Source organism: Lacicoccus qingdaonensis, from assembly GCF_900101075.1.
Classification (GTDB): Bacteria; Bacillota; Bacilli; order Staphylococcales; family Salinicoccaceae; genus Lacicoccus; species Lacicoccus qingdaonensis.
In genome coordinates this window covers 55,596-78,909 of sequence record NZ_FNFY01000010.1, presented here as the reverse complement: position 1 = coordinate 78,909, position 23,314 = coordinate 55,596, and the positions used below count along the sequence as shown (strand labels likewise).

Sequence of the window (23,314 nt, the reverse complement as noted above, 5' to 3'; positions counted from 1 at the left end):
AGGTCTTTTATCATCGGGATACGTTCAACATATCTAACAAAGATAGAAATAATCATGGCGGCATAGTTCAACTCTTCAGGTGCACCAAGTCGGGACTTTTTCGTTACTGCATGATAAATTTTATCCAAATTTATCGTAGAAATAATGGCATCATATTTTTGGGGAGGTGCCATGTCATATAATTCCTGGATGCCAAATAAGCTTGGTTGTCGTATAATGGTCATAAGAAGCACTCCTTCAGTCTTTTTATGGTTTGTTCGTCAACTACCATTATACAAGATTTGGGGAGGTGCTTCTTTTTTTAACTCTCAAAACTGTTGGGAGACATGGGGTTAGAATTATGAAATTCATTCTTGTTATAAAAAAACCAAATATAATTGAAATTGTATTGAGTACTATTCCCATGATTTCATGCTTACTTAGTATATTGCTCAAATTATCGCTAAAATATACCAACATAAATGAAATAGTAGTTAATATGAAACTAATATTAGTAAGAGTTAAATGATCACTTACTTTCTTTCTATCAGACATAGTACTCACCTACTTTCAATTATACTTTAAGTGCATAAACATCTCTAAATTGAGTTTCCATTGTATCTTGAACTGTAAACCTATTTAATTCTTGCCTAGAACTCAAGTTAAATGATTCGTATGCCACCAATTTTTGTTCGTAAAAGTCGACTGGCGTTACATTATCACCTTCATCAATTACAATTTTACCTTGTATTTTTTCATAATCATCCTTGTCACTTATTATTTCTTCAATTAAATCTCTATCCAAAGTAGCGCCTTTAAATCTACGAGCACTTATTTTCAATTCAATATAGTCTAAATCTTCAGGAGATGCAGATCTGAAAAGTCCTTGCAACATATTCCTCGCCTTTTCCCCATGAGATTTAACTACTAAACTTCTTGTAGAGTGAGCTGAGATCAAGTTGTCTCTAGCATCATCATCGCGAACTACTGATAAGCTTATCTCAGCATTTTGATTATATAATCTTAAATATATACTCCTTAGCAATGCTTCTATTGAAGCTTCATTTAATGAGTTTATATTCCTTTGTACCATAAAAGTACGGTGAAATGGTGAATATAAGACTGATATTTCATGACTGATATACTCATCATCGTCAATATTTAAATCTATTGTTTCCCCATACATTTTACTAACTTTTGGTATAGTATGTTGAAATCTATCAAAAGTTAAAAAATAATAATTATCTGACCTAGTAATATCAGTTAAACGTATAGGACCACTGCTTAATACATTTGTATATAAATATTCACGCGAATCATTATCAGATTCTAAACTATCGTAGCCTTCTTTATATTTAGTAATAATATCTTCTAAAAAATTTTCGATATTGGACCTTTGATCGTTTAAGTGTGAATAGTAAAAATAAAACCGTACATTTTTCCTCGCCATAATTATTCCCCATTTCATTGTGTAGTTAACTAAATATTACAGATATTTACTATATTAGGCAATAATAGATTAAAAATAGCCGATAGCGGGGAAGGCTACCGACTCAACTACACAACTACATTATAACACGAAAAGCTCTCTTAAAGAAAACGCATGTTCTTAGAAAAATTAATCTTAAAATGGTATGTATCCCCGACCAGCCAGGGTAGGAGCTGATTGGGGCAAGAAAACAATATATAGTGTACGTTATTGGCTTACCTTACAGGGACAAAACGTCCAAACAGCCCGGCATTGGTCACTCGACCGCCGCCACCATTCCATTTTTTGATTGGAAGGTCACGCTCTCTGCCGGAACCTGTTTTATAAGTGCCCCAAACATAGCCGTCCTGACGCCTTAATTCGTAGAACTTAACACGTGTGCCAGCCTTTACAATTGACGGCGCTCTGTTCGCCCTGACGACGAACGGGCCTCTTTCATAAGGCCATATGCCGGTATCTCCAACGACAAAAGTGGCATCAACAGCGACATAGTGCGTGCCGTGTCTGTTCGTCTTCCAATTATACCACTTATACTTAATGTTCCCTGCACCGCCTGTGCCTCGTCCTTTTGAAGGAGCGCTCGGTTTAGATGGCTTTTTAGCCGCACTGTTGCCAGACTTCTTCTTCAACCCGTAATAAGAAGCCACGCCCGCAGCGACAGCTCGACCTTGTGCAGCAAGCATATCATTTCTACGCATTGCTGTAATATCAATTGTGGAATCCATGAAACCACCCTCAATTAATATGGCGTGTTGATTAGGCTCTCTCACTTCGTGTAAGTTACCCGCCTTTACGCCTCTATTACGGATGTTCATTGCTCTAGCGACACGTGGCGCAACATTACGAGCTAGTTTTGCCGCTTGGGGTGCGCCCGGTCTCACCCAGACTTCCGAACCGCCATGCCTGCCCCATCGTCCCGCGAGTGCGTTGTGGTGGAAGGCCACATATAGTGTTGCACCCCAACGATTTGCGCTATTGGTGCGTGTTAAAAGTGGTGTGTCTGTGTATCCACTCGGGTCTGACACTCTGTTAATCTGAACGTTTTGATACTTCTGTATTTCAGATTCAAAGGCGTCTGCAACCTTGTCATTGAAATACCATTCCCGTTCCCCAGCCGGTGACCGTTTGCCGAGTGTGCTTCTTCCATGCCCTCTAGAAACCGCTATTTTCACCATGCTATTCATCCTCCTTTTCGTTCGGTCGTTCTTTACTTTCTTCAAATGATTCTTCAGCACCGAACAATTTATCAGACTCTGATTCTGCCTCTTCAATGACTTCAAAGTTATCTTCAAGCTCATAAGGTTCATTGATGATGTCATCTTTTTTCATTTCGACCACTCCTTTTATATAAATAAAAAAGACACCTCGTATGAGATGTCTACTTCAATCCTTTTTTCTTCAATTCTTCATTCTGCTTAACTGCTTTCTTGCCACTAAAATGGTTTTTATAAATCGTGTATGCCGTATAAGCAAAGCCTGCGATTGCGTAGAGCAGTAAACCAAATGCATTGATCAGTTCTTCATTCAGCCAATCTAAGCCGAATCCAGCCACACCCGCAAACGCTGAAAATGCAAGCAAGACACCTAGAATCTGGTGTATCAAGCCTCTTATTTTATCATTTTTAACCTGCTCTTTAATTTTCGCTTCATTTACTGTTGTTTGATTTCTATCCATTTACTCGCCTCCTAAAATAATTGGTAATAATACTTCCACAATTCCAAATAATCCAGCGATGATTGCCACGAATATACCTGACAAAATACTGACCCACTTGACAAGCTGCCCCTTTTTACTTTCTGCAACTTCTTGTTGCATCTGAATAAACTCATTATGCCTGCTCAGTTCGTACTCGTGCGTTCTAACTTTATCTGATAACGTTTCGTGACTCTTTCGATTCTGTTTTAATTCTTCTTTAAGTTCGCTTGAAAATTTATCGAATGAATTACTCAAGCGATTGTTACTACTCACAATATGCTCATTTGTCTTTTCCGATATAGCAATCATTTTCGCAAGGTCGCTGTAATTTTTGTCGTGCTTCCTGTCCACACCATCAATTTCTGATTTCAGCCGCCGTTCTGCTGCGTCTAATTCGATTTGTGTAATGATTGGATTCTTTTTCTCTCTCTCCATATACAAACCCCCGCATGTACGAATAAAACCAAGTTAAAAAAGGCAACTAATGTGATGGTATATTGTGTGATTGGCATGTGACTTTCAGCGACTGACATTAATGAAAAAGGAATCCCGACAAGTATGCCGAGGAAATTACCAACAAGCAATCCGTAATACTTCTTCACCGTCTGAGATACGGAACTGCCAGCAATGATCAAGGCAGCGATAACAAAGATGACACCCCAAATCGGAAACGGCAGTATACTGTCCATCGTCGAATATAAATCTGAATTGTTAATACTTTCTTGTGTCATTAAAACAAGTGTAATCCCCCGAATCGCCATGAATGCACCAATGAGCCAGAATGCAAACATCGCTTCAAGTTCTGTATTTGTTAAGCGTTTATCCTCTCTATTCACATTTTATTCACCTCTTTCTGAAATTAAAAAGAGGACGATTTACTCGCCCTCAGTTGATTCTTCTTCGACTGGTGCTTCCTCTTCAGGTACTTCTTCCTCTGGTTCAAACCACTTTTTAGCTTCGTCAGATAAATTATTTAAATATGGGAAAGTGTTCTCGTCTCTGCGTGTGAAGTAATATTCAAACTTGCCGTTAATCTCTTCAGAAATCTGATTAAGCCTCACTACAACTCGACTAGCCACCGTTGCATCGTCATATCCGTTCACGTCGTCAATGGACGCTCTCGCACGGGGTAACTCGTCAAACCTTTCAATAGTGATATAACCAATTTCACCTGTTTCTCTGTTGATGCGTGTAATGTAGAATCTCTGAATTCTTTCTTCTGTCATATTAAATAACCTCCATGTATTTTTATATTAAAAAAGAGAATGAAATTTATTCATCCTCTGTGTTGCCCTCAAATGCTTCATACAAGTCCGCAAAGTCATACGCTTCCTTGCCTTGCCATTCTTCTTCTGATTGCTCCAATGATTGTTTAACGCTTCTTAAAGTGGTCTGTGAGTCTCCAGAATCAATGATAACTTTCTCTTTATAAAATTCTGCGATGGCATCTTTAAAACCTGCTTCATCTTTCAAATCCAGCTTGCCATCAATCACGATCGGCTCTCCCTCATCATCCAAGTTGCTATACTCTTTGCGCAACTCTTTTTCCTCATCGATGATGCGCTTCATATGTTCTACAAGTTGATTGCTCAATCGTGTCCTGTGGATGGACTTCAAGCCTTTTAATGACAGTTTATCGAGGACGTTCAACGCCCCGTTTAATTTGATGTTTTCAATTGATAGTTTCATAATAAAGCTCCTTTGAGTGTTTCGATTTCTTGTTCAAGCCTTTTAATTTTCTCGGTATTGGATTCGACTTTGAAGTCAATTTCTTGAACGGCTCTTATGGTTGGCGCAATCAATTGTTCGTGCTGCACACCGTAATAACCATCATCATCTATCGATAACATGGCAACATCTTCTGTATCTACGCCATGTGAAATTAAATTATCTCTAAGTTGTTGTGCAATCAAACCGAATTCGATATGATTTTTTAATCTGCCCTCATTGATGTCAGCCTCTTTCGCTATCTTTCGGAATGATTTAATCTCAATGCCATTAATGAAATCTAAACCTAAATCAGATGATTTTATTTCTTCTTTCAAACGTTCGTCTGATGACACGTTCGGGCTGTTGTTTAAATAAATATTGTTCATCCTGTAAGTGCTTGAGCCGAGATTGTAGTTCCAATCTATTGTATTAACTCCTCTAAGCGTGATGGTCGTTCTACCGGTTTCCGCGATTGTTCCGACATGCCAACCGCCCGAACCATTCCAATCTCTTATCCACAATTGCCCTGAAGTGCGAATATCTCTGATGTAGGCTTGTGTCCACGGATTTAAGGCAGAACCTAAGTTATAGTCATAAGTCCCTGTGTACTGAGGATATATACCTCTCGGGCTTCCTCCTGTGGCGTGCAATCTAAAATTGATACCGCTCCCCGTTCTATCTGTGCGAGTGTAGAATCCTCCGTCTTGAGATATGATGTTTGAACCATATCCGAGCAAACCCTCCGTGCCCAAACTGTGGACGATTAATCCACGGAAAGTGCTGTCATTGACATTAAAAGCACCGTCAGAAACACCTACAGCAGTCATAGGTCTTCCGTCAGAGCCTAAAGAGTGGTCGAATTGCATGCCTGCTGTAATGCCACGATTACTATACTCAAGTCTGTTGTTCCGACTCGTAAATATGATTTTAGCACTACCGCCAATCGTCCAGTCGCCGGTATTAAGATTTAATCGAGTCGCACCATTCAAACTATCCAACAGTCCACCTCGAATATGCGTGCCCGTCAAATCTCTGATATTCGCCGCCTTAACTTCCAGACGGTCGATGAACGCTTCGCTTGACGTGAAGCGATTAAACAGTGCGGTGTCCACATCGAGCCAATTCGACTTGATGATATTCGATGTCATAATCTCGGAGTTGACACTCGTTAAATCAGCATGAACGGCATCAATGCTTGTCGCTTTGATTTCATTGACGAAGTGTGTTTTTGTAATCAATTCATCAATCCTAGCGGATGTAGCAAACATTTTTTCGATTAATGCTGTACCGACAGCGATATGCTCAGATTCGATGACGTTCGCTGACAATCCAGACGTGACGATATTCCCCGCATTGACATCGACGAAGTTACCGACGAGTGCAGTTACGCCGTCTGCAAATACGTTCTGGGATACTAACTTTTCAATATTCGCATCGAGCGTGTAGAGATAATTAAACCTTGCCGTAAGACCGGATATATCATCCGCCTCAATCGTGATGGCGCTAAATTCATCTGCCCACAAGCGAGCAAACTCACCCTCTATCGCATCAACTGCGAGTGCTGTAATGTCACCATCGACATACAAATCACCGCTTAACCGCATCGCTTCAGCAACCGCATCGATACCAGACGGGCTGACTCGTAAGAGTGAGCCTAAATTATCGCCATCAATCCGTTGACTCCCCAACTGCACATAATTCGATCTGATTTGTATGTCAGACTGCGATAGAAAGCCAGAACCGTCAATACCTTGAACTGCTAAGCGAATCTCTTCTGCCGTCTGTTCTATCGCAGAAAAACTATTTAAGAATGGCGTTCTTACACTGCCACGTTCTATTTTAGGTTCTTTTATACTGATTCTTAAATCGTTTCCAGAAACAACATATGCGCCAATCCGTATGCGAGTTAAACCGCTATTTTCTGCGGTGAATATATACTCATTTCTATAAATACCATCACCCAAGTGCGTTTGACGGTCAGGGGGTCCTAAGAAAATAGAATTCTCGCCTTGCAACTCTGTCCAGTTGTATGAAACATTCACACCCGAATAGTTCTTTACCAACACAGAAAAAATGTATCTGTACCCAGATTTTAAATCAAAATATGGTGAGAATATGCCGAGTTTCGTTCCAGAGTTTGTACTTCTGTACACATAAAATCCGTCCGAATCAACAGCAGTCGCATTACCGCCAGTGCCACTCCAAAAATCCCTGGATTGCGGATAGTCGAAATTCGCCATTGGAATCAAGTTCGGTTGGATGTCCCCCAGGTCACTCAGCCAAACTTGTTGCTCAAATCCGTCCGCAGTCATTTCCATGCGTGCGCCATTTGCCTCGAACCAATTATCATGCTCCTGAATCGTTCGCTCCACTCTGTCGGACGTTTCTATATATTCATTCGTAAATGTGGTGAATTCATCTGTTAGTAAATCTAATTCTGTCCGGGAAGCCAAACTTTGCATGCCGTCGTCGAGCTCACGCACTTCGTACAATAGCTGATTGACGACCTGGTTATTATCAGACGCTGAAGGACTCCACGGAATATCATGTGCATCTCCCTCGTATATATGTGCTTGACGAGTATCAAACCAGTCTCGATCCATATCTCCATAATTAAAGTTCGTCCCAACCATCACTTTCGCTTCCCGACTCGTGTTAATCCAGTCAAAGGTAAAGTAATAGCGATGCCAAGTGCCGTCTGCGGTCAAACCTCTAGTTTGCGATAATGGAGAAAAGGCGACGTTATTATATCTCCCTAAAAAGTAAATGTAGTCTAAATCCTCCACGTTCTCGCTCCTAAAATCAATCCCGATGGTATAAGTTTTACCTTGCTCTAGGTATACGAAGTCTGGGAACTCGTAACCTGACTGACTCGCGGTTCCGGGATAAACGCGGATATAACTTAGACTCTCATCTTCACGTAACTCGATTTCTGAATCCTGCCAGGGCATGAAACCTGTGATATCTCCTAGTGACGTTCCGACAAGCAAGTTCGGATAGGCACGGTTGTATATCTCAATCTTTTCTTCGAGTGTAAGACGTTGCTCGTCTAATATCGATTGCAACGTTCTGTCACGCGACCCGATGAAGTCGTCAATGTTCATTACGTTAGTTTCTAAATCCTCAAGCATACTTTGATGTCCGCTTGTGACCGTTTCTAAATCTGTTCTGACCGCATTAGCTCTTTCCTGCGCTTGCTGTTCAGCATAGGTACGTGCATCGTTCACCTTACTGTTGAATTCCGATTCCATCTCGTTACGCGTGGAATCAATAACCCCCGTGATTTCTGTTTCGATACGGTTGTAGTCCTCGTCAGCCTTGCGGTAGATTTCAGCTACTTCTGCATCGAATGTGTCTGTCCAATCATTATGCGTAGTGGTGATGAGAGTTTCCATACGCTCCTCAGCGGCTTGTATTTCGGCGTGTGCGTCGATTAAGGCTTGTTCGTAGTCTTCACGCATCTGATTTACTTCGCCGTCGAATCGATCATTAAACTGTTCTTTCAATTGCTGGATTCGACTTGAAGTTTCTCGTTTGTATTGATTGTTACTTTCTCTTGTTTTTCGCTGTACTTTAGACTCTTTAAAATGTGCATAATCGCCGAGCTCAACATCTGCATTTTCTGCGTCAAGTAAATCGACCATCAGCTTGTGAATGCGTGCGTTAAAGTACACATCATATTCTCTACGAATAATCAGTACACCATCACCCATGCCCACATCGCCCAAATCAACCACAGACGCTTCAAACAGCATCTTCGGACGGGATTGTTCCAGATACGCTTCATACGTTGCGTTGGCCAATTCTGATGCACTCTCAATGTCCTCAAAAGTGACTCTTCCGAATTTCGGAGAGCCGTCATCTTTTCCGTATTGTGCGGTTACATTTGGATTCTCCATGTATAGCTGGCCGGACGGACTGACTACGCCGTTGCGACTGAAATTCAAACTACTAAAATTAATCCGTCTGCCGTAGCCGTCGCCCACTTCTTCGCCTTTACCGTGGCCATACAACGCCGTCACAATTTCGCTGTAATCGACTTCATATTTCAGATTAATCACCCGACTGCCAAATGGCACTCTAATCGGTGTATCTTCCCCGATTCGATTTGCCACATGCAACTGGAAACCGTTGATATCCTGACCGTCGAATAATATTTTAGGCACATACTCGATGCCCACATTTTCAGTTAAATCGTTCAAAACTTCCATCGGAGGCACCCAGTAATATGTTTCAGAATGTAGCTTAGATGTGTCCGTCATGACCGTCTGCCAGCGTGTGTTAGCGGATATGGTCTGATTGAGTATATACAGTGCGTCCCGATTCACCGGTCTGACATCACGTATATAATCGCCGTACAGCATATCCTCAAAGAAGATGTGACGGCCAGTGATCCTGACTAATTCATTTTCATGCTCGTGTTCCACACGTTTGATTTTGTGAAGGTAATAATTATCTTTGTAGTAGTAACCGAAGTAGTCCACATCATTAATAAACGCTTCCGTGTAGCTTAAATCAGTCTCTACAGTACCCAGTATCAATCCGTTCCGTTCGTGCTCGTGTACGGCGGATATGACGTTTTTAGAAGTGGCTACCTTGACCATATTTAATTCATTATCGAAAAAATAAATCATAGCAACAACTCCTTGTACGTCAGCTTAGCTTGTGCCGTATCACTTGCATTCGTCAGCACGACCACATCACCATTCTTGATTTTAAAGTCCTCGAATGCACTATCTATTCTGAGTAAATTCAATCTATCCAAACCACTGTTTGTTTCGTAAATCGTTTCATTCTCGATGTCGATGGTTAAATTCTCTGGCAGGTTACCACTTAACCGAATACGCCGGAAGCTGTCTTCGCTGATTGACACCTGCACATCGTTACCAGATAGGCCTGTCAACTCGATTAATGGCACTGTCGGTATCTGCGTCTTTGAATTGATCGTGACGCGCTTCGTTGTTGTGCCAGTTGTTTGTGTGCGTTCTTCGTCATAGAATTTGTGGGAGTACGGACTCACAAACTGTACTTCTGTTGTCGTGAATTTATCGAAATGCGGTGGAATATAAAACGGCCCCGTAAACTCCCCGATAAAATACCAATTTGTATCTTCTGCCTTGAAGATTTCAGGTCCGTCAGAATACAAAAGACGACTCAACCTCGCGGTCAAATCGTCTCTGAATATTCTATCTCTGCCTTGTAATAAAATGATTGGTACTTGGAATGTAAAAGGCTGTCTATTTTGCCGCCTTTTTCGTCTAAAATCTGAATGCGTTGATTCATGATACTGCACTTGTTTTGAAAAGGAGGGAAACGTAAATCCCTCCTGTATTGCGAATAATTCATCTTCTTGTCCGTTATAAGAGAAGTTCATACATTCCCTCCTAAATTGCTAAAGTGGTATCGTCTTGACGACGATTCATTTTCTTTATGACTTCATCAATCTGAACTCTAACTTCTTTACTCTCGATATTTTTCGAGGATGCTAGTATTTTCATCAGAGTGACACTAATATCATTCATGATTTCGTTTTGTTCGTTCATTTTCGAAATTACTTTCTCGATGAACTCCTTGCTGTATCCACCGTCAGTGCTTGAACGACTACCCCCGCCAATCATGCTCAGTGCCTCATACATCAGCTGTATTGCCCTTGAACGATTTGTCAGAGGTATCACCATTTCAGGCTTATTGCCCTCAGCACCTTCATAAAAACCATGAGAACTGATCACTCCACCGTTCTCGTAAGAACCTTTGTTCTTCAAGCTTCTTAATACTGGCAATGGATTCTTTGCGTTATGGTTACCTGGTGCGCCCGGCATATACTGCGTATGCAAGTGTGGACCGGTCGTCCATTCGCCCGTGTTCCCAGTGCGTCCTAAGAGGTCGCCAGCTTTGACCGAGTCGCCTACACGTGGAATCATGTTCGCCATGTGCATGAACCACCAGTAGTCCCGACCGGATTTAAGCTCCAGTGAACGTCCACCGCCGTAGTCGTTCCATCGACGTGTTACTTGACCATTTACAGGAGACCTTAACATATCAAATACATGTTGCGTATCGAGTCCATAGTGGATTCCATTATTAAAGTTAATCCCAGGTGGGTATCTGCCAAAATGTGCAGTGATTGGCTTACCTAAAATATGCGAGCCGTCACCGGTTGATGACGATTCTTCAAACATCTCCTTAACTTTGTCAATCATGCCAGATGATAACTTGCTGACCATGCCACGACCGATTGTAACCGCTGATGAAATACCCTCAAAACTGACATCAGATATCAATCTGCTGATTAAAGTGCTTGGGTTGTCCATATAGTCATAAATGTTATCGACCATAGCACCAAAAGAATGTCCGACTTTTGCTGCTTTGTTTGAACCGGAAACACTCGGACTTGCAATGACTGGCGACATGAGTAATGAACCGGAACCGAGATGTTTATCTTCTAGGTTGCCCGCACCATACTCATTTGCGAGTATTGCTTCGGTATCTCTATTATTTTTAACTTTAGCCCCCTGTGGGAAGTCCGGCCAGATGACATCACCATCGACCAGGTAACGTTTTTGATTCGGTAACTCCACAATCTCGCGAGTGCGTGAGCCACCAACTCCCGGGCTGTTACCTGGGCCTTCATCACCGAGCAGCGCATGACCACCCCTGTGGTAGTTTGTACCCGCAGAGTGTGCAGCAATTGCCCTATTCCCGCCGGGTCCGACAATTCCTTGACCGTGACTTCGATTTGTACCGCCGAATTTACGCATCGGGTCTAATCTAAAACTGAGATCTAAAGCTTCAGGGATTTTGTTGAACTGTTCTCTTAACCAGTTCAAACCGTCGATGATGTTGTTTGCGAACCCTTTACCAATAGAACTGGCGCTGCTTAGCATACCGGACATGATGGCCGGTACAACGCCGCCGCCTTCGAGTAAATCTCGTTTTAATAGTTCCCAGCTACTTAAAATTTCACCGGTTTCACCATCAACAATAATACCGTGCTCTTTCGCTTGTTCACGCGCCCAATCAAGTACATCGTCGTGCTTATTTTCTGCGTGACGTGTCGTTTCATCATATTGGAGTTCAGCACTTCGGATGATTTCGTTCTTTTCATCTTCTGATATTGTGCCGTGATTTTCATATTGGTCAATTGCCCATTCGATAGTCTTGTCACGTTTCTCTTTCGCTTCTTCGATTGTTCGTTCTCGCGCCTCAATGGAGTCTTTGATTAAATCGGAAGTCATTTCTTGAGATATGGCTGTATTATTATTTTTAATACGCTCCATAATCGCTTCTTGCTCGATTTCAGAAGTCGTTAAATTATCAGCAGTGCTGATATTGTGGTCTTCTTGTATACGCTGAATGGCAGCATAACCCTCATCAGTGATTTCACCATGTCTTTTCATTTCACTTTCAATGACATCGAGTATGCGTTGGTGTTTGTCATTCAGCATGCTTTCTTCAGTGTTGAAATGTTCTTCTTGTCTAGTCAGTATGCCTTCTTTATCTTTTTCATCGAGTGTCTTTAGACCTTCAAGGCGTTCTTCTGTCTCTTCGATCTCAGCAATTCTGCGTTCTTCAAGCTTAGTCAGCGCCTCTTCATGCATCGTGTCATAAGCTGTTTTTAAATTTTCAATCTGCTCATCGGTCAATGTTTCTTGACTGTTATAAAGTTCTTGCAGGCTCGCATGCGCTTCTTCGCTGAAAACAGCGTAATCTTCAATCATTTCAGCAGTTTCTTCAGAAACGACATCGCTGAATCCTTGAATGGTCTCTTGACCTTTCATGTGTTCCTCATAAAAACCGTCCATAGACTCAACGAGGAAGTCCCAAGCACCGCCGACAGCACCTTTCACGCGATCCCAACCACGTCCAACCGATTCCGTGAACGTAATGGTTTCTCCGTCCAGTGTTTGTAAATCTCCGACCATGCCATCTATGGCATTGGCAGAGGTCTCTCCGAACGTTTCAAGGCCGTTTTTCGCAACCTCTATGCTGTTGACAAGCCCTTCGCCAGTCATGGAAATCAGTTCATCCACAATGCCTTTGAAAGACTCAGAATTATTATAAGCAAGCACTAAACCACCAACTAAGGTTGTTCCGAGTGCGAACGCTGCAATACCGACTGGACCGCCGAGCGCAGATAAACCACCTGCAAGCAATCCAGTTTTACCTGCCAATCCAGTACCGGCTGCCGCCGTTCCGACTTTCGCACCCGTGGATGAAACAATGCCGCCGAAAGTACTTAACGCCTTCGCTGTACCCGCTCTAATACCGATTGCTGAGAATAGCTTGCCGAATCCACCAGCCAGTACAGATATACCTGTTCCGAGTCGTCCGACAACGCTTAACACTGGACCAATTGCAACTGCAAACAGTCCCATTTTCACAATTAAGTCTTGCTGCCATTCGTCCAGCTCGATGTACCAGTCTACAACGCCCTTGATGCTATCTCTGACTTTTGTAAAGGCTTCGTTGAGTACAAGGCCCATGTCCTGCGCCCATTGAACCGCTTCATCAGATGAAAGTAGTTCGATGAACTCTGCGATTTCTTCTTTTGACATCTGGAATACACCTTCAAGTAAGTGTTGACCAAGTATGCCAATATACGCTTTTGTATTCTGTACCATACCAGCCCACGATTCGGCGTAAGATGTTGCCATGTCGCCAGCAAAATCATCCATGATGTCCAAGAACTCATCTGTAGTAATTTCGCCATTCCTGAGCATGTCATACATCGCCTCAGAGCTAACACCGAGATGCTCCTGTACAGCCTTACTAAACCCGGGCATCCGCTGCGCGATCATATCGAACTCGTTACGCGTCATGTGTCCCTGGTCGACGATACGACCGAATATTTGTTCCATTTCTTCAAATGTACCTGTGGAACCAGCAACAGCACCATCAAGTATTTGGATATATCGTGTGAGCTCCTTGCCCTCTTCTACACCGGCCGCCATTGCAGTTGCCGCTGCTGAAGTCGCCTCGCCCATCGTGAGCATACCGCCTTCAAGGGCATCAGCAAGCTGTAAGGATATGCGCTCTACATCTTCAGCAGAATAGCCTAAACCTTTCAATTGCGCCTGTGCAGAGTCGATACTAACTAATCTGCCCCAACCAAAAGCTGCAACAATACCGCCTGCAGCAGTCGCCACACCGAGCGCTGGCATCGTGATTTTACGAGTGAGTGTATCGCCGACTGTGGTTGCCACACCTGAAATCTGACCTAAGTCTTCAGAGAATCGAGTCAAGCCGTCTCCGGCTTTCGTCCAACCAGAGTTTGCAATTTCCTGCTCAATGTGGAGTTGTTTCATTTCTTCAGTGTAGCGTTCCACACTACGGGAAATGTTGTTGTACTCCCGCTCCGCTTTATTGAGTGAGATTTCAGCCTGGTCGAGTTCTCTTCTGTTCTTCCCAACCTCTTCATTCAGCTCGCTATAAGCCGCTTCTGTTTTCGCCAGTTCGTCTTTCGCTTCCTGCACCGCGAAAGCCGCATCGTACCATTCTTCGTTTGCTGTCTTGTTGGACTTTGACAGCTCGTCCAAACGCTTCTCAGCTGACTGATAACTCTGGTTCGCGTCCTTCATGGCTTTGTCTGCCTTGCCTAGTGCGTTCCGGTTATTATCATATTCTCCGGACAGGTCGTTGTAATTTCGTCTGTTCCGGTCAACTATTTTTTCTTGGACTTCGAGCTTTGAACTCAAGCCGGAAACTGTCGTTTGGTAACGCCCCATTGAACGCTCGCCACGGTCGAAACTGGATAATGATCGACTGAACTCACTGTTGACACGTGACATTGTACGATTGAGGTCTTTCATGCCTTTCTCAACCTGTAACGTGTCCAAGCCGAGTTCTATATTAAAGCCTTTGATTACTTCTGACATGTGCTTCCTCCTTTCTTAGATATTCCTAAAGATTTTTAATGAAGTCAGCACCACTCATCACTTCGTTTTTGTTTTCCTTCTTTTCCTTATTGATGATGAGCTTCATCAGTTTTTCATAAGGCTGACTGTCTACTTCTTCAATTGTCCATCCAAACTCACGCATGCAATATCTGCGTATTTCGTCTAAGTTCTCTTTGAACGCTTCGAGCGTGAGTTTTTTTGCTTTCCCTCGTCATCATCTTTAAAATCGTTCGGGGAGATTTGTTTAAAGATGCCAACAATTGTGTCGTCTAACTTCTCAGAGTCGATGCCGAGTTTGAACTCTTTCACTGTAAATGGATCATGCGCTTCGAATATCTCCACAATGTACTCAATCTGACGGTCGCGCATACGCTTTTTATATGGATAAAAACTGATTGCTTTTGGTTCTGGTACGTCAACATCTTCGCCGTCTTTTTTATATGTCACTGCCTCTTGATAGGCCTGTAGTTCCGATTCATACGCGGTCACTTCTTTAACGTACTCCTCATAAATCTTCCCGAGTTCATCTTGGAACTCCTCAAATTCTTCGAGCTCTAATACGTTCGTATTCGGTCGCTTATGCGTTTTATACTCATCATCTTTTTTAAGTTTCAACTCTATTGCCATCTCGGCACGCTCCTTTATAATTAATCAAATAAAAAAGAGGCAGAATCAATCTGCCTCTTACTTATGCTTCTCCAGGTACTGAAACTCCTGGGAATACTAGTTCTCTGAATGCATCAAAGCCTTCACTACCGATATGCTTACCAAAGGTGCGACTCTCGTCTTCGATGTCGCGGTTCTGCCACGTACCTGTCAGTGTAGCGTTTGTCGGTGGCGTAGTATCTGCAGTGCGTGTTGCAAGTGCGATTTCGTTCTGTCCCATCATACCTTTTGTGAGTGCGAAGTATAATGCAGTACCATCCACATCTTCCGTCTTAGCGATTAACGCGACGTATGGCGGGTTTGTTTCTTCTCCGGCCCATGACGTATTGCCGTCAACTGTACGACCGAGCACTTTATCAAGGTCTTCGCTCGGTGGATTGAACGTTTCAAACGTGCTGGTCACGTTGCCTGTACCCTTCTTAGAGAGCCAAACACGCTTATCGGATGCGTACACCTCGGATGCTTCCTTTTCAAGACCTGTGATGGTCATGTTGACCGTACCACCCTCTTCATCTCTCCATACAAACGTTTCTTCGATAGTTTCGCCTGCAGCGTCGAATATTCCAATTTCTACTTCTTCAAAACCTACTGTAGTCATATAATATTTCCTCCTAAATGATTGATTTTTTATAGTTTAATTTTTGTGGCGTACCAATAAAACGGACAGATATGAGATAACGCTTCGTTTCTTCGAAGTAGTCATCCAATCCGCCCGCTTGTGGGTACATATTCAATTCGTTGATCATGATTCTTCTGACTTCTTTAAACACCGTTTTTAGTTCGTTGTAATTACCAGACTGTACATCCATCTGAAAGTGCTGCTGCTCAGCCAAGTAGGTGTCGCTCGCGCCTTTAGTCAACGCCTCTGGTTCAATTGGTGTCATGATGATAAATGCACCGCTTGTGTCATTCGGTTCAACGTAGGGGCGCATACGCCCGCCTACAAGGTTTTGAATCAATTCAGATTGCATTAATTCATCTCTAATGACTGTTGAAAAGTTCATCGCGACAACTCCTTTCGAACCGCTCTGAAATAGACGGCCTCTGAACGGCTTAATGCCCGGGCGATTGCACCAAATCCACGCGGTCGATGTTTACGGCCGTTGCGGTTATACCCATGTTCATTCAAGTGAATGAGACGGTAACGATCGCGTGGTCCTTGCCAATAGACATGGCCTTGAACGTTACCTCTTCGGGTGTCCACAGTGAACGATGTTTCGTCTCGTGATGCACCTGACGTACTTGGTTGGCCACTATAAACAGACAATGCACTCTCTATGTTCTTATGCACAATTTGACCGCCAGAGTTTATGGCTCTTTCAGATTGTGCCCCGGTCACACGGTTCATGCGAGACTGTATTTCTGACATCATTCGGTCGAAGCCAGTGACTTTAACTGCCATAAGCAACACCTACAATCTTGAGCAAATCATCTTTCGGTGCGATGCTCTGCAAGTTAAAGACGACATCCTTGTACATCAACTCGTCAACCTCAAAGTGATGATCATATTTCGGTAAATAACTTTCGCGCGGAGCTGGTATCAGTATTGTAATGACATACTCAGCGTTCGTCGTATTGACGATTTCGTAATCCTTAACAGACGCTTGATACATCTCTGCCATACAAAAATACAGTTTCTCCTTCGTCGTTTCGCCCGGCATCCAATCATCATCAGTTTTTTTATAAAACGTAACTGGTGTATTCAAGTCTCCGGTTGTCGTCTCGCGCCTTTTATAACGTTCCGTCAACGGCTTCATCATCAGGTTTCAACTCCTCTAAGTTGCGCAGCATGAAGTTCATGACCATACTTTTGTAATTCACATCGAAGTATTCTACTGCGTCATGATAAACGTAGCGAGTACGTTCAAAGACAAGTTCCTTGCCTTGATTCGGCTCATCCATCGAGAAATGACCGCACTTATTCGTAAGAAAGGCGTATGACCCTTCGAGCATTGATTCAATACGGTCATCTTCATGGTTGTGATAGACGCGCATACGTCCTTTGAACTCCTGCACAACATCGTCTGTGATTTCCATTGTGACCACCTACACTTTCAACGCTTTGATGTAGTCCTCTTTTTTGATTGCGCCATTCTTTCCAGTCCCCTCAACATGCAAACTTTTTTTGTCCACTTCTTTTTTGAGGTCATCAAAGTTCATGGCTTCAAAATTGTCACTTACAACTTTGTCCTGCGCTTGTTTCAATGTTTTCACTTTATCGCCAGAGATATTCTTCTTCTTGACCAGCTCATTGATGCGCTCTTTGTCATCTGACTTATAAACAGAGCCTTTTGGATATGGCTTCTTTGTGTTCTTATCAGTGAAGCCTTTTGTCACCTTGCGCTCATACGTTTGTTTTGCCATTGTTTTGCCTCCTATTAATTAAAGTAGGCACTGTATCGCCAGTGCCGAGCGGTTTATTGTTATGCCCTTGCAAGGTAGCCTAATAAGATATGGTCATATCTTTATTCATGGCCGGATCACCTTAACCTTTCTCCTTTATCAGGTAGTTGATTAAACACGTGATCCTCACCTCCTAGCTTTATATGAGGCTGTTTTATACTTCTGGAAGCTCGGCGCCACCAATTGAGAGGTCGTACACGAGTGAAGAAGTGTTATCCTTCGGTTCACCATATGCGAACTGTTTCGCTGTATACAAGTCGCAATCCTCGATCGCAAGCGTCTGGTCGTACATTCTCACAATCTTATCGCCGCCTACACCAAGCGTGTAATTGTCTTTGATATAAACAACAGCTTTATCTGCAGGGACGAACTTATTTTCAACAATTTCCACACCGAATGGCGTTGCTGTGACATACACGTTGTTTTCTGTCACTTTCATGAATTTCGATTCAGCGAACAGCGCATTGACAGGATTGACCGCAACTGCCACGCGACCACGTACATTTCTGTACTTATCGCCATTCTCGCCGTATACAGACAGTTTAGAAAGTGCGTCGGTGAACTCTTCGATTGCTGTATCCGCATCTGCAAAAGTTAGTGTGCCGGAAGACGTTTTATCTGTCACAGCGCCTGTGTCGGCATTAATTTCTTTCATCAGTCCGACAGGTTCGTTTTGATTTGCGCCGCGGCCTTCAATTGCCATCTTTGCAAACGCTACAGAGTAAGCCTCTCGGATTTGCGCACGGACAAACGCGTCAATGTAAGTCACACCCGTATCTTTCAAGTCTTTCGGTAAAACGACATAACAAGTTGCCTTTCCGAGTGTAAGGTCGCGTTCAGTGAACACCGCATCCAACTGACCGCGGATATCGCCGAATATTTTACCCCACACAACCTGTCCTTCTGGTTCTGCTTCGATAATGCGCGTGCGTACACCCATCGTTTCAATATTGATCGTTTGAAGGAATGGATATTCATTCTCTAGTTCATCGAATACACGCGTTAGAATTGTTTCTGGGATTAGGGACTCTTCCTTGTAACCCACATCAGTTGTTAATTCATTGTAGAACTTCTTCTCTTCGTTTGTAAGCGTGTTTGCGCCACGTGCCGTTAATACGCTTGAATCATAATTTTCTTCGGCAACAGACTTCCTCACTTCGTCTGAAAGGTCGTTTGTCATTGCATCGAACATTTCGCCAAAGAGTTCGTTTTGTTTTTCGTCATTTGCACCTTCTTGTACTGCATTCACAAATGCATCTTTCTTTTCCTGGTAATTTTTCATTGTATCTCCAAATTTTATAGCCATATTATTTATTCCTCCTATAAATTAAAATACGAACCGACTAAAGCCATTTTTGGCTTCCGGCTCACTGTCCCCTGGTTCATTTTCTTCTGTTTCTGTCAACTCTTCCAACTTTTGTTCTATAGCGCCAATGCGGCCTTCCAACTGACTGAATCGGCGCTCTATTTCCTCGTCAATCTTCGTCTCTTTACTTTCCTCATCTGCTTCTTCAGGTGTCTCAACCATTTTCATGAAGCGTTCAGGTGTCTTGTTGAACACATTCAGTTGTTTTTCTGATGCACATGCGACTAATTCACGTGTTGCAGTCACTTCATCAACAAGTCCGTAATGCAATGCTTCATCTGCCGTAAGCCAAGTTTCTGCATCCATCAACGCCTTTAGTGTTGCTTCATTTATTTTATTTGATTTGCTGAGGTAGGTTGTCATAATCGACCCACTTACTTTATCGAGTAGTTCAGCGGTCTCCCTCATGTCATCTGCGTTACCCATCTGCATCGTCATAGCATTGTGTATCATTAGCATGCTGTTTTCCGGCATTCGTATCACGTCTCCAGCCATCGCTATGACTGAAGCAATGCTCGCCGCCAATCCATCCACATTGACGACTATGCGTGCTTTATGACGCTTTAACATATTGTATATTGTTAAGCCTTCATAGACGCTCCCGCCAGGCGAATTGAGGTTGACAGTTATTTCTTCTACGTCACTAAGACGGTCTAATTGCTCTTTGAAATGAGTTGCGCTCATTTCCCCTTCGAACCTCCATGATTCCGGCACGACCTCGCCGTAAATATCGATGATGCCCTTTCCATTTTTTTGGTTCATCATGAGTATATTTTTTGTCATTCATTTTCACCCCCTTCATCTGAATCAACTAAGTTATCCTCAATCGTTTCTTCATCGTCATCTACATATTGATAGTTTCGCGTCACCATGTAGCGGTCCATTTCAGGATCATCCACCCTTTCGTCTCCGAATTTCTCGCGCACTTCATTTCTGCTGTAAACCCCGCTCGAAACAAGCCTGTCACCGGCTGTGGCGTTACGCAGTGGATCGATGCGGTTGATGCCGACGATGTTGATATAGTTCCCATCAAAGTATTCTTCCGGTTCGAAAAACTTTGCGTTCAGTTCGTCCGCAATCAGTTTCATGAGTGGATTCACACAAAAATTGATGTAAGCCTCCATCGTGTTTTCCAGGTCGGCCACATCACCGTGGATCAGGTTCGTCGGGATGCCGAGAATCTTTGCCACATCATCCACCATATCCCGCTTCATCTTGACCAGGTTGTTGATCGATTCGTCGCGTTGCGCCGAATTTGTACTCAAGTCCTGGATTTCAATACCTTCAGTCAGCGGTGCTAGGGCGACCGAGTTATTTTCGAATATCTGCGACAGCCGCTCGACCTGTTTTTTCTGTCTCTCGAATGTGTCTTCGTCCAGTGCGCCACCGTCTGAAAACTTAAACGCGCCACGGAACTGATTGAACCTCATGCTGTTGTCGAGCATCTGCCCGAACAGTTTGCCGTAATCGTTGTATAACGCATCTAAAAAAGTGGACAGATGCTCGTTGTTATAATTGATATAGAGCACTTCGTCCATCATGAAACTGCGTTGGAAGGTGTAATCCTCAATGGTCACATCAGTGAACCGGTCTTCATACAGCGCGTAACGTTGCCTTTGGAAATCGTCTGCGATGACGAGGTCGTCCGTGTCCGTCACGACGACAAGCACCTCATTATCGCGTATCAGCTTATATACAAGGCGTTGCCAGAAGTCCGAAGCGCTCGAATCGGTGTTCGGCCGGACGTTTAGCTTGTGATACAGCACACTGCGCTCGACGCGCTTGTCCTTCATCACGCGGAACTCACTGTTTGCGATGGTGCGTGCTACATAGTTGATGCAGATGTTGAGTGCCAAATTCTTCAAGTACACTCTATTCGTTGTTTCCATCAGCACCATTTCGCTCATGCGTATCTTGTTGTCTTTGCTTTTAAATAAATTGAATATATTCACACTGGTCATCACTCCTTTCGATGGCTCCATTTATCCAAGCAAGCGATCCATCATGTCCATCGACTTCTTGATATCTTTTCCAACAATTTCGTCGGATTTGAACAACGCGTGTAAGAATGCGTGGAAGCCGTCTGTCTTTCTTCGGATGGGGTCTTTTTTAATATATTCTTTATTTCCATCCTTTTTAATCTTGACCGCAGTGTTTTGTGTATTCCACCGCATCAGCGGATTATCTCCCCAGATGACCTGACGGTTATTGAATATTAACTCAATCCTCGGTGAAACCTGGGCGTGGACAGACGGCATATAGTTTAATGGTTCTAAATTAAAACCAGCCCCCTCAAAGGCTGGTCGCGTCAAATCATATCTAAATCGGTCAATCATAACCTTGTGCACCCGAATGTTCAGGCGCTTCACCTCGCGTTGTACCCACTCGACGAGTAACTCCGGCTCGATTGTCGGCCGGTCGACGATGGTCAGGTGTCCTTCTTTCTCCCATTCTTTAATCGGTGGCTTCAGCTTGATTCGGTCAAGAAAACCCTGTCTAGCGAACTGATGCGAGTGCCAAACGTAATCATTATCAATCCTAAATAAAAAACCAACGGCCGCGAAGTCCGTTGTGTTCGCATAGTCCACACCGACGATTGCTGTGCGATTGTTCAGCAGTGGCATCGGCCGACTCGCCTTCTGTATATTTTCCCAACTCGTCACCGTTTTTGTCGGGTCCTCTTCCGGGAAGTTCATTCGCTTCGTTAAAAATTCCACCAGACTCGAATCGTCATATTGTAGTTTCATAAATTCCTCTTTGATTTCTTCAAGCAGTATCTCGGCATATTCGTTCAGCGGGCGTTCAAGCATCGGATTGGCTTTCGACCACAGTTCGGGGTTTTCGTACTCTTCTCTTTCGTCCAGTTTGCAAATGAAAGGAAACAATCTTGAATCAGGGTGCTCCCCCTCAATCACAGACTCGGCAATGGCTTTCTGTGTATCCATGAAACCATCCCTCACGTACCCCTCAGAACCGATGTAAAAAGTCCGGCCGTCTTTGACCTTACCTAAACCGGACCGGAACACATTGATCAGTTCGGATGTTTCGTATTGGTGAATTTCATCGAATATCAGAAAGCCTTGTCTGCCACCGTCTTTTGTGTCGGGATTCGATGTTGCAAAGTTGAATACAGACATTGTTTCCCTGGACAAAGTCTCTGTTTTTGTGGCCGGAAACAGCTTTATCAGCTTCTTCGACCTATCGCCATGTACCACGTTGTATATATCGTTGTAGCTTGTCTTTGCCTGCTTCTCACTGTTGGCCACAACTGTGCCGTGATAATTTTGAACGCCATGCAGGCCGGATATCATATAGTGACTGATACCGGAAACTAGGCCGTTCTTACCCGCGCCTCGACCCATCACCCATAGGAACTCTTTGTAGTACGCTCGTCCAGTTTCGCTGACATAAAGAAAGACGAAAGAGACCAAGTATTTTTGAAAATCCCTGAGTTCGAAGTGCCATTTTTCGATGAATTGAATGCACTGCTCAATCTGCCGTTCATCGAAGTGCAACTCTCCCGATTCGACTTTAGGGAAGATATTCTCTTCGAGTATGTTGAAGAATGCCAGCCTGTCTTTATTGATGCCTTGCTTATTCTTTCTGCACTTATTGATGTAATCTGTGACATGTTTAGGAATACGCGTTTTAGTTTTGGTCATCTAAATCAAATCTTCCGATGTATATTCTTTAGACTTTTCTTTTTCAATCAACTTCAACTCATATTCCTTGACCGCCTTATCAATATCTTTCTTAAGATTAATCAACTGTGCATTTATATTCTTCATATCGCTAATCAGAGGATGAGATTTGATGAACGATTGACTGCCATTTTCAACCTCTATCCTTGCCCCATCTTCTTTTATACTCTTTTGCATACTCCTGTACAATTCGACCAGATCTATATACCTCTGAATGTTTTCCACAGTTGAATAGTCATTTTGATTGATGCGTTCCATGTAATATTTTCTAAGTCTGTTTATTGCAATCGCCAATTTTTTTCACCTCCTTTAGCCCCCTCCCCGATTTATAAATATCGCGTGAAGGTTTTCTCTGCCGACTTTGGAGAGTCGTATACCCCTCCACCGGTTCTCCACGCCTTACATAAA

Annotated in this window: 23 protein-coding genes and 1 pseudogene; all 24 read right to left on the bottom strand. The window is 43.2% G+C overall.

Going from position 1 to position 23,314, the window contains the following annotated elements; all coding sequences use genetic code 11:
- Positions 1–224, bottom strand: a pseudogene (locus BLR15_RS07430) (IS5/IS1182 family transposase); the annotation flags it as partial.
- Between the two features lie 329 nt (positions 225–553).
- A complete protein-coding gene (locus BLR15_RS07425) occupies positions 554–1,429 on the bottom strand; it encodes a DUF6731 family protein (protein WP_092986164.1) in 876 nt (291 codons plus the stop codon).
- Between the two features lie 254 nt (positions 1,430–1,683).
- The gene (locus tag BLR15_RS07420; RefSeq protein ID WP_176754089.1) at positions 1,684–2,643 is read right to left on the bottom strand and encodes an N-acetylmuramoyl-L-alanine amidase; all 960 of its coding nucleotides are present in this window, start codon (positions 2,641–2,643) and stop codon (positions 1,684–1,686) included.
- A 1-nt stretch (position 2,644) separates the two neighbouring features.
- On the bottom strand, positions 2,645–2,797 hold the full coding sequence (locus tag BLR15_RS14025) for a hypothetical protein (RefSeq protein WP_176754088.1): 153 nt from the start codon (positions 2,795–2,797) through the stop codon (positions 2,645–2,647).
- A gap of 49 nt (positions 2,798–2,846) precedes the next feature.
- Positions 2,847–3,143 (bottom strand): hypothetical protein, encoded by a 297-nt coding sequence (locus BLR15_RS07415; RefSeq protein ID WP_092986160.1) that lies wholly within the window; start codon positions 3,141–3,143, stop codon positions 2,847–2,849.
- Positions 3,144–3,599 (bottom strand): hypothetical protein, encoded by a 456-nt coding sequence (locus tag BLR15_RS07410; RefSeq protein ID WP_092986158.1) that lies wholly within the window; start codon positions 3,597–3,599, stop codon positions 3,144–3,146.
- Positions 3,554–4,000, bottom strand: a complete 447-nt coding sequence (locus BLR15_RS07405) for a hypothetical protein (RefSeq protein ID WP_092986156.1) — start codon at positions 3,998–4,000, stop codon at positions 3,554–3,556. The genes BLR15_RS07410 and BLR15_RS07405 overlap by 46 nt, the downstream gene beginning before the upstream one ends.
- Before the next feature lie 39 nt (positions 4,001–4,039).
- On the bottom strand, positions 4,040–4,390 hold the full coding sequence (locus BLR15_RS07400; protein ID WP_092986154.1) for a hypothetical protein: 351 nt from the start codon (positions 4,388–4,390) through the stop codon (positions 4,040–4,042).
- Positions 4,391–4,436: 46 nt separating this feature from the next.
- Complete coding sequence (locus tag BLR15_RS07395) at positions 4,437–4,853, bottom strand: DUF1617 family protein (RefSeq protein ID WP_092986152.1); 417 nt, start codon at positions 4,851–4,853, stop codon at positions 4,437–4,439.
- Entirely contained in the window at positions 4,850–9,508 is a 4,659-nt protein-coding gene (locus tag BLR15_RS07390; RefSeq protein WP_092986150.1) for a phage tail spike protein, read from the bottom strand. Before BLR15_RS07390 ends, BLR15_RS07395 begins: the two co-directional genes overlap by 4 nt.
- Positions 9,505–10,248 carry a phage distal tail protein gene (locus BLR15_RS07385; RefSeq protein ID WP_092986148.1) on the bottom strand — a complete coding sequence of 248 codons (744 nt, stop codon included), beginning with the start codon at positions 10,246–10,248 and terminating at the stop codon, positions 9,505–9,507. Before BLR15_RS07385 ends, BLR15_RS07390 begins: the two co-directional genes overlap by 4 nt.
- Before the next feature lie 10 nt (positions 10,249–10,258).
- Positions 10,259–14,749 (bottom strand): tape measure protein, encoded by a 4,491-nt coding sequence (locus tag BLR15_RS07380; RefSeq protein ID WP_092986146.1) that lies wholly within the window; start codon positions 14,747–14,749, stop codon positions 10,259–10,261.
- A 25-nt stretch (positions 14,750–14,774) separates the two neighbouring features.
- Entirely contained in the window at positions 14,775–14,912 is a 138-nt protein-coding gene (locus BLR15_RS14020; protein WP_176754087.1) for a hypothetical protein, read from the bottom strand.
- A gap of 20 nt (positions 14,913–14,932) precedes the next feature.
- The gene (locus BLR15_RS07375) at positions 14,933–15,397 is read right to left on the bottom strand and encodes a hypothetical protein (protein ID WP_092986144.1); all 465 of its coding nucleotides are present in this window, start codon (positions 15,395–15,397) and stop codon (positions 14,933–14,935) included.
- Between the two features lie 61 nt (positions 15,398–15,458).
- Positions 15,459–16,034: a major tail protein gene (locus BLR15_RS07370; RefSeq protein WP_092986142.1), complete on the bottom strand. Its 576-nt coding sequence runs from the start codon at positions 16,032–16,034 to the stop codon at positions 15,459–15,461.
- Between the two features lie 13 nt (positions 16,035–16,047).
- Positions 16,048–16,440 carry a hypothetical protein gene (locus BLR15_RS07365; protein WP_092986140.1) on the bottom strand — a complete coding sequence of 131 codons (393 nt, stop codon included), beginning with the start codon at positions 16,438–16,440 and terminating at the stop codon, positions 16,048–16,050.
- Positions 16,441–16,827: 387 nt separating this feature from the next.
- Positions 16,828–17,196 (bottom strand): hypothetical protein, encoded by a 369-nt coding sequence (locus tag BLR15_RS07355; protein WP_092986136.1) that lies wholly within the window; start codon positions 17,194–17,196, stop codon positions 16,828–16,830.
- Positions 17,168–17,473, bottom strand: coding sequence for a hypothetical protein (locus tag BLR15_RS07350; protein WP_092986134.1), 306 nt, complete (start codon positions 17,471–17,473; stop codon positions 17,168–17,170). The genes BLR15_RS07355 and BLR15_RS07350 overlap by 29 nt, the downstream gene beginning before the upstream one ends.
- A 9-nt stretch (positions 17,474–17,482) precedes the next feature.
- Positions 17,483–17,800: a hypothetical protein gene (locus BLR15_RS07345; RefSeq protein WP_092986132.1), complete on the bottom strand. Its 318-nt coding sequence runs from the start codon at positions 17,798–17,800 to the stop codon at positions 17,483–17,485.
- A gap of 193 nt (positions 17,801–17,993) precedes the next feature.
- Positions 17,994–19,145: a phage major capsid protein gene (locus BLR15_RS07340; RefSeq protein WP_092986130.1), complete on the bottom strand. Its 1,152-nt coding sequence runs from the start codon at positions 19,143–19,145 to the stop codon at positions 17,994–17,996.
- Positions 19,146–19,166: 21 nt separating this feature from the next.
- Positions 19,167–19,988, bottom strand: a complete 822-nt coding sequence (locus BLR15_RS07335) for a head maturation protease, ClpP-related (protein ID WP_092986128.1) — start codon at positions 19,986–19,988, stop codon at positions 19,167–19,169.
- Positions 19,985–21,187 (bottom strand): phage portal protein, encoded by a 1,203-nt coding sequence (locus tag BLR15_RS07330; RefSeq protein WP_245696669.1) that lies wholly within the window; start codon positions 21,185–21,187, stop codon positions 19,985–19,987. Before BLR15_RS07330 ends, BLR15_RS07335 begins: the two co-directional genes overlap by 4 nt.
- Positions 21,188–22,867, bottom strand: a complete 1,680-nt coding sequence (locus tag BLR15_RS07325) for a terminase TerL endonuclease subunit (protein ID WP_092986126.1) — start codon at positions 22,865–22,867, stop codon at positions 21,188–21,190.
- A complete protein-coding gene (locus BLR15_RS07320; protein WP_092986124.1) occupies positions 22,868–23,200 on the bottom strand; it encodes a P27 family phage terminase small subunit in 333 nt (110 codons plus the stop codon).
- Positions 23,201–23,314: the final 114 nt, after the last annotated feature.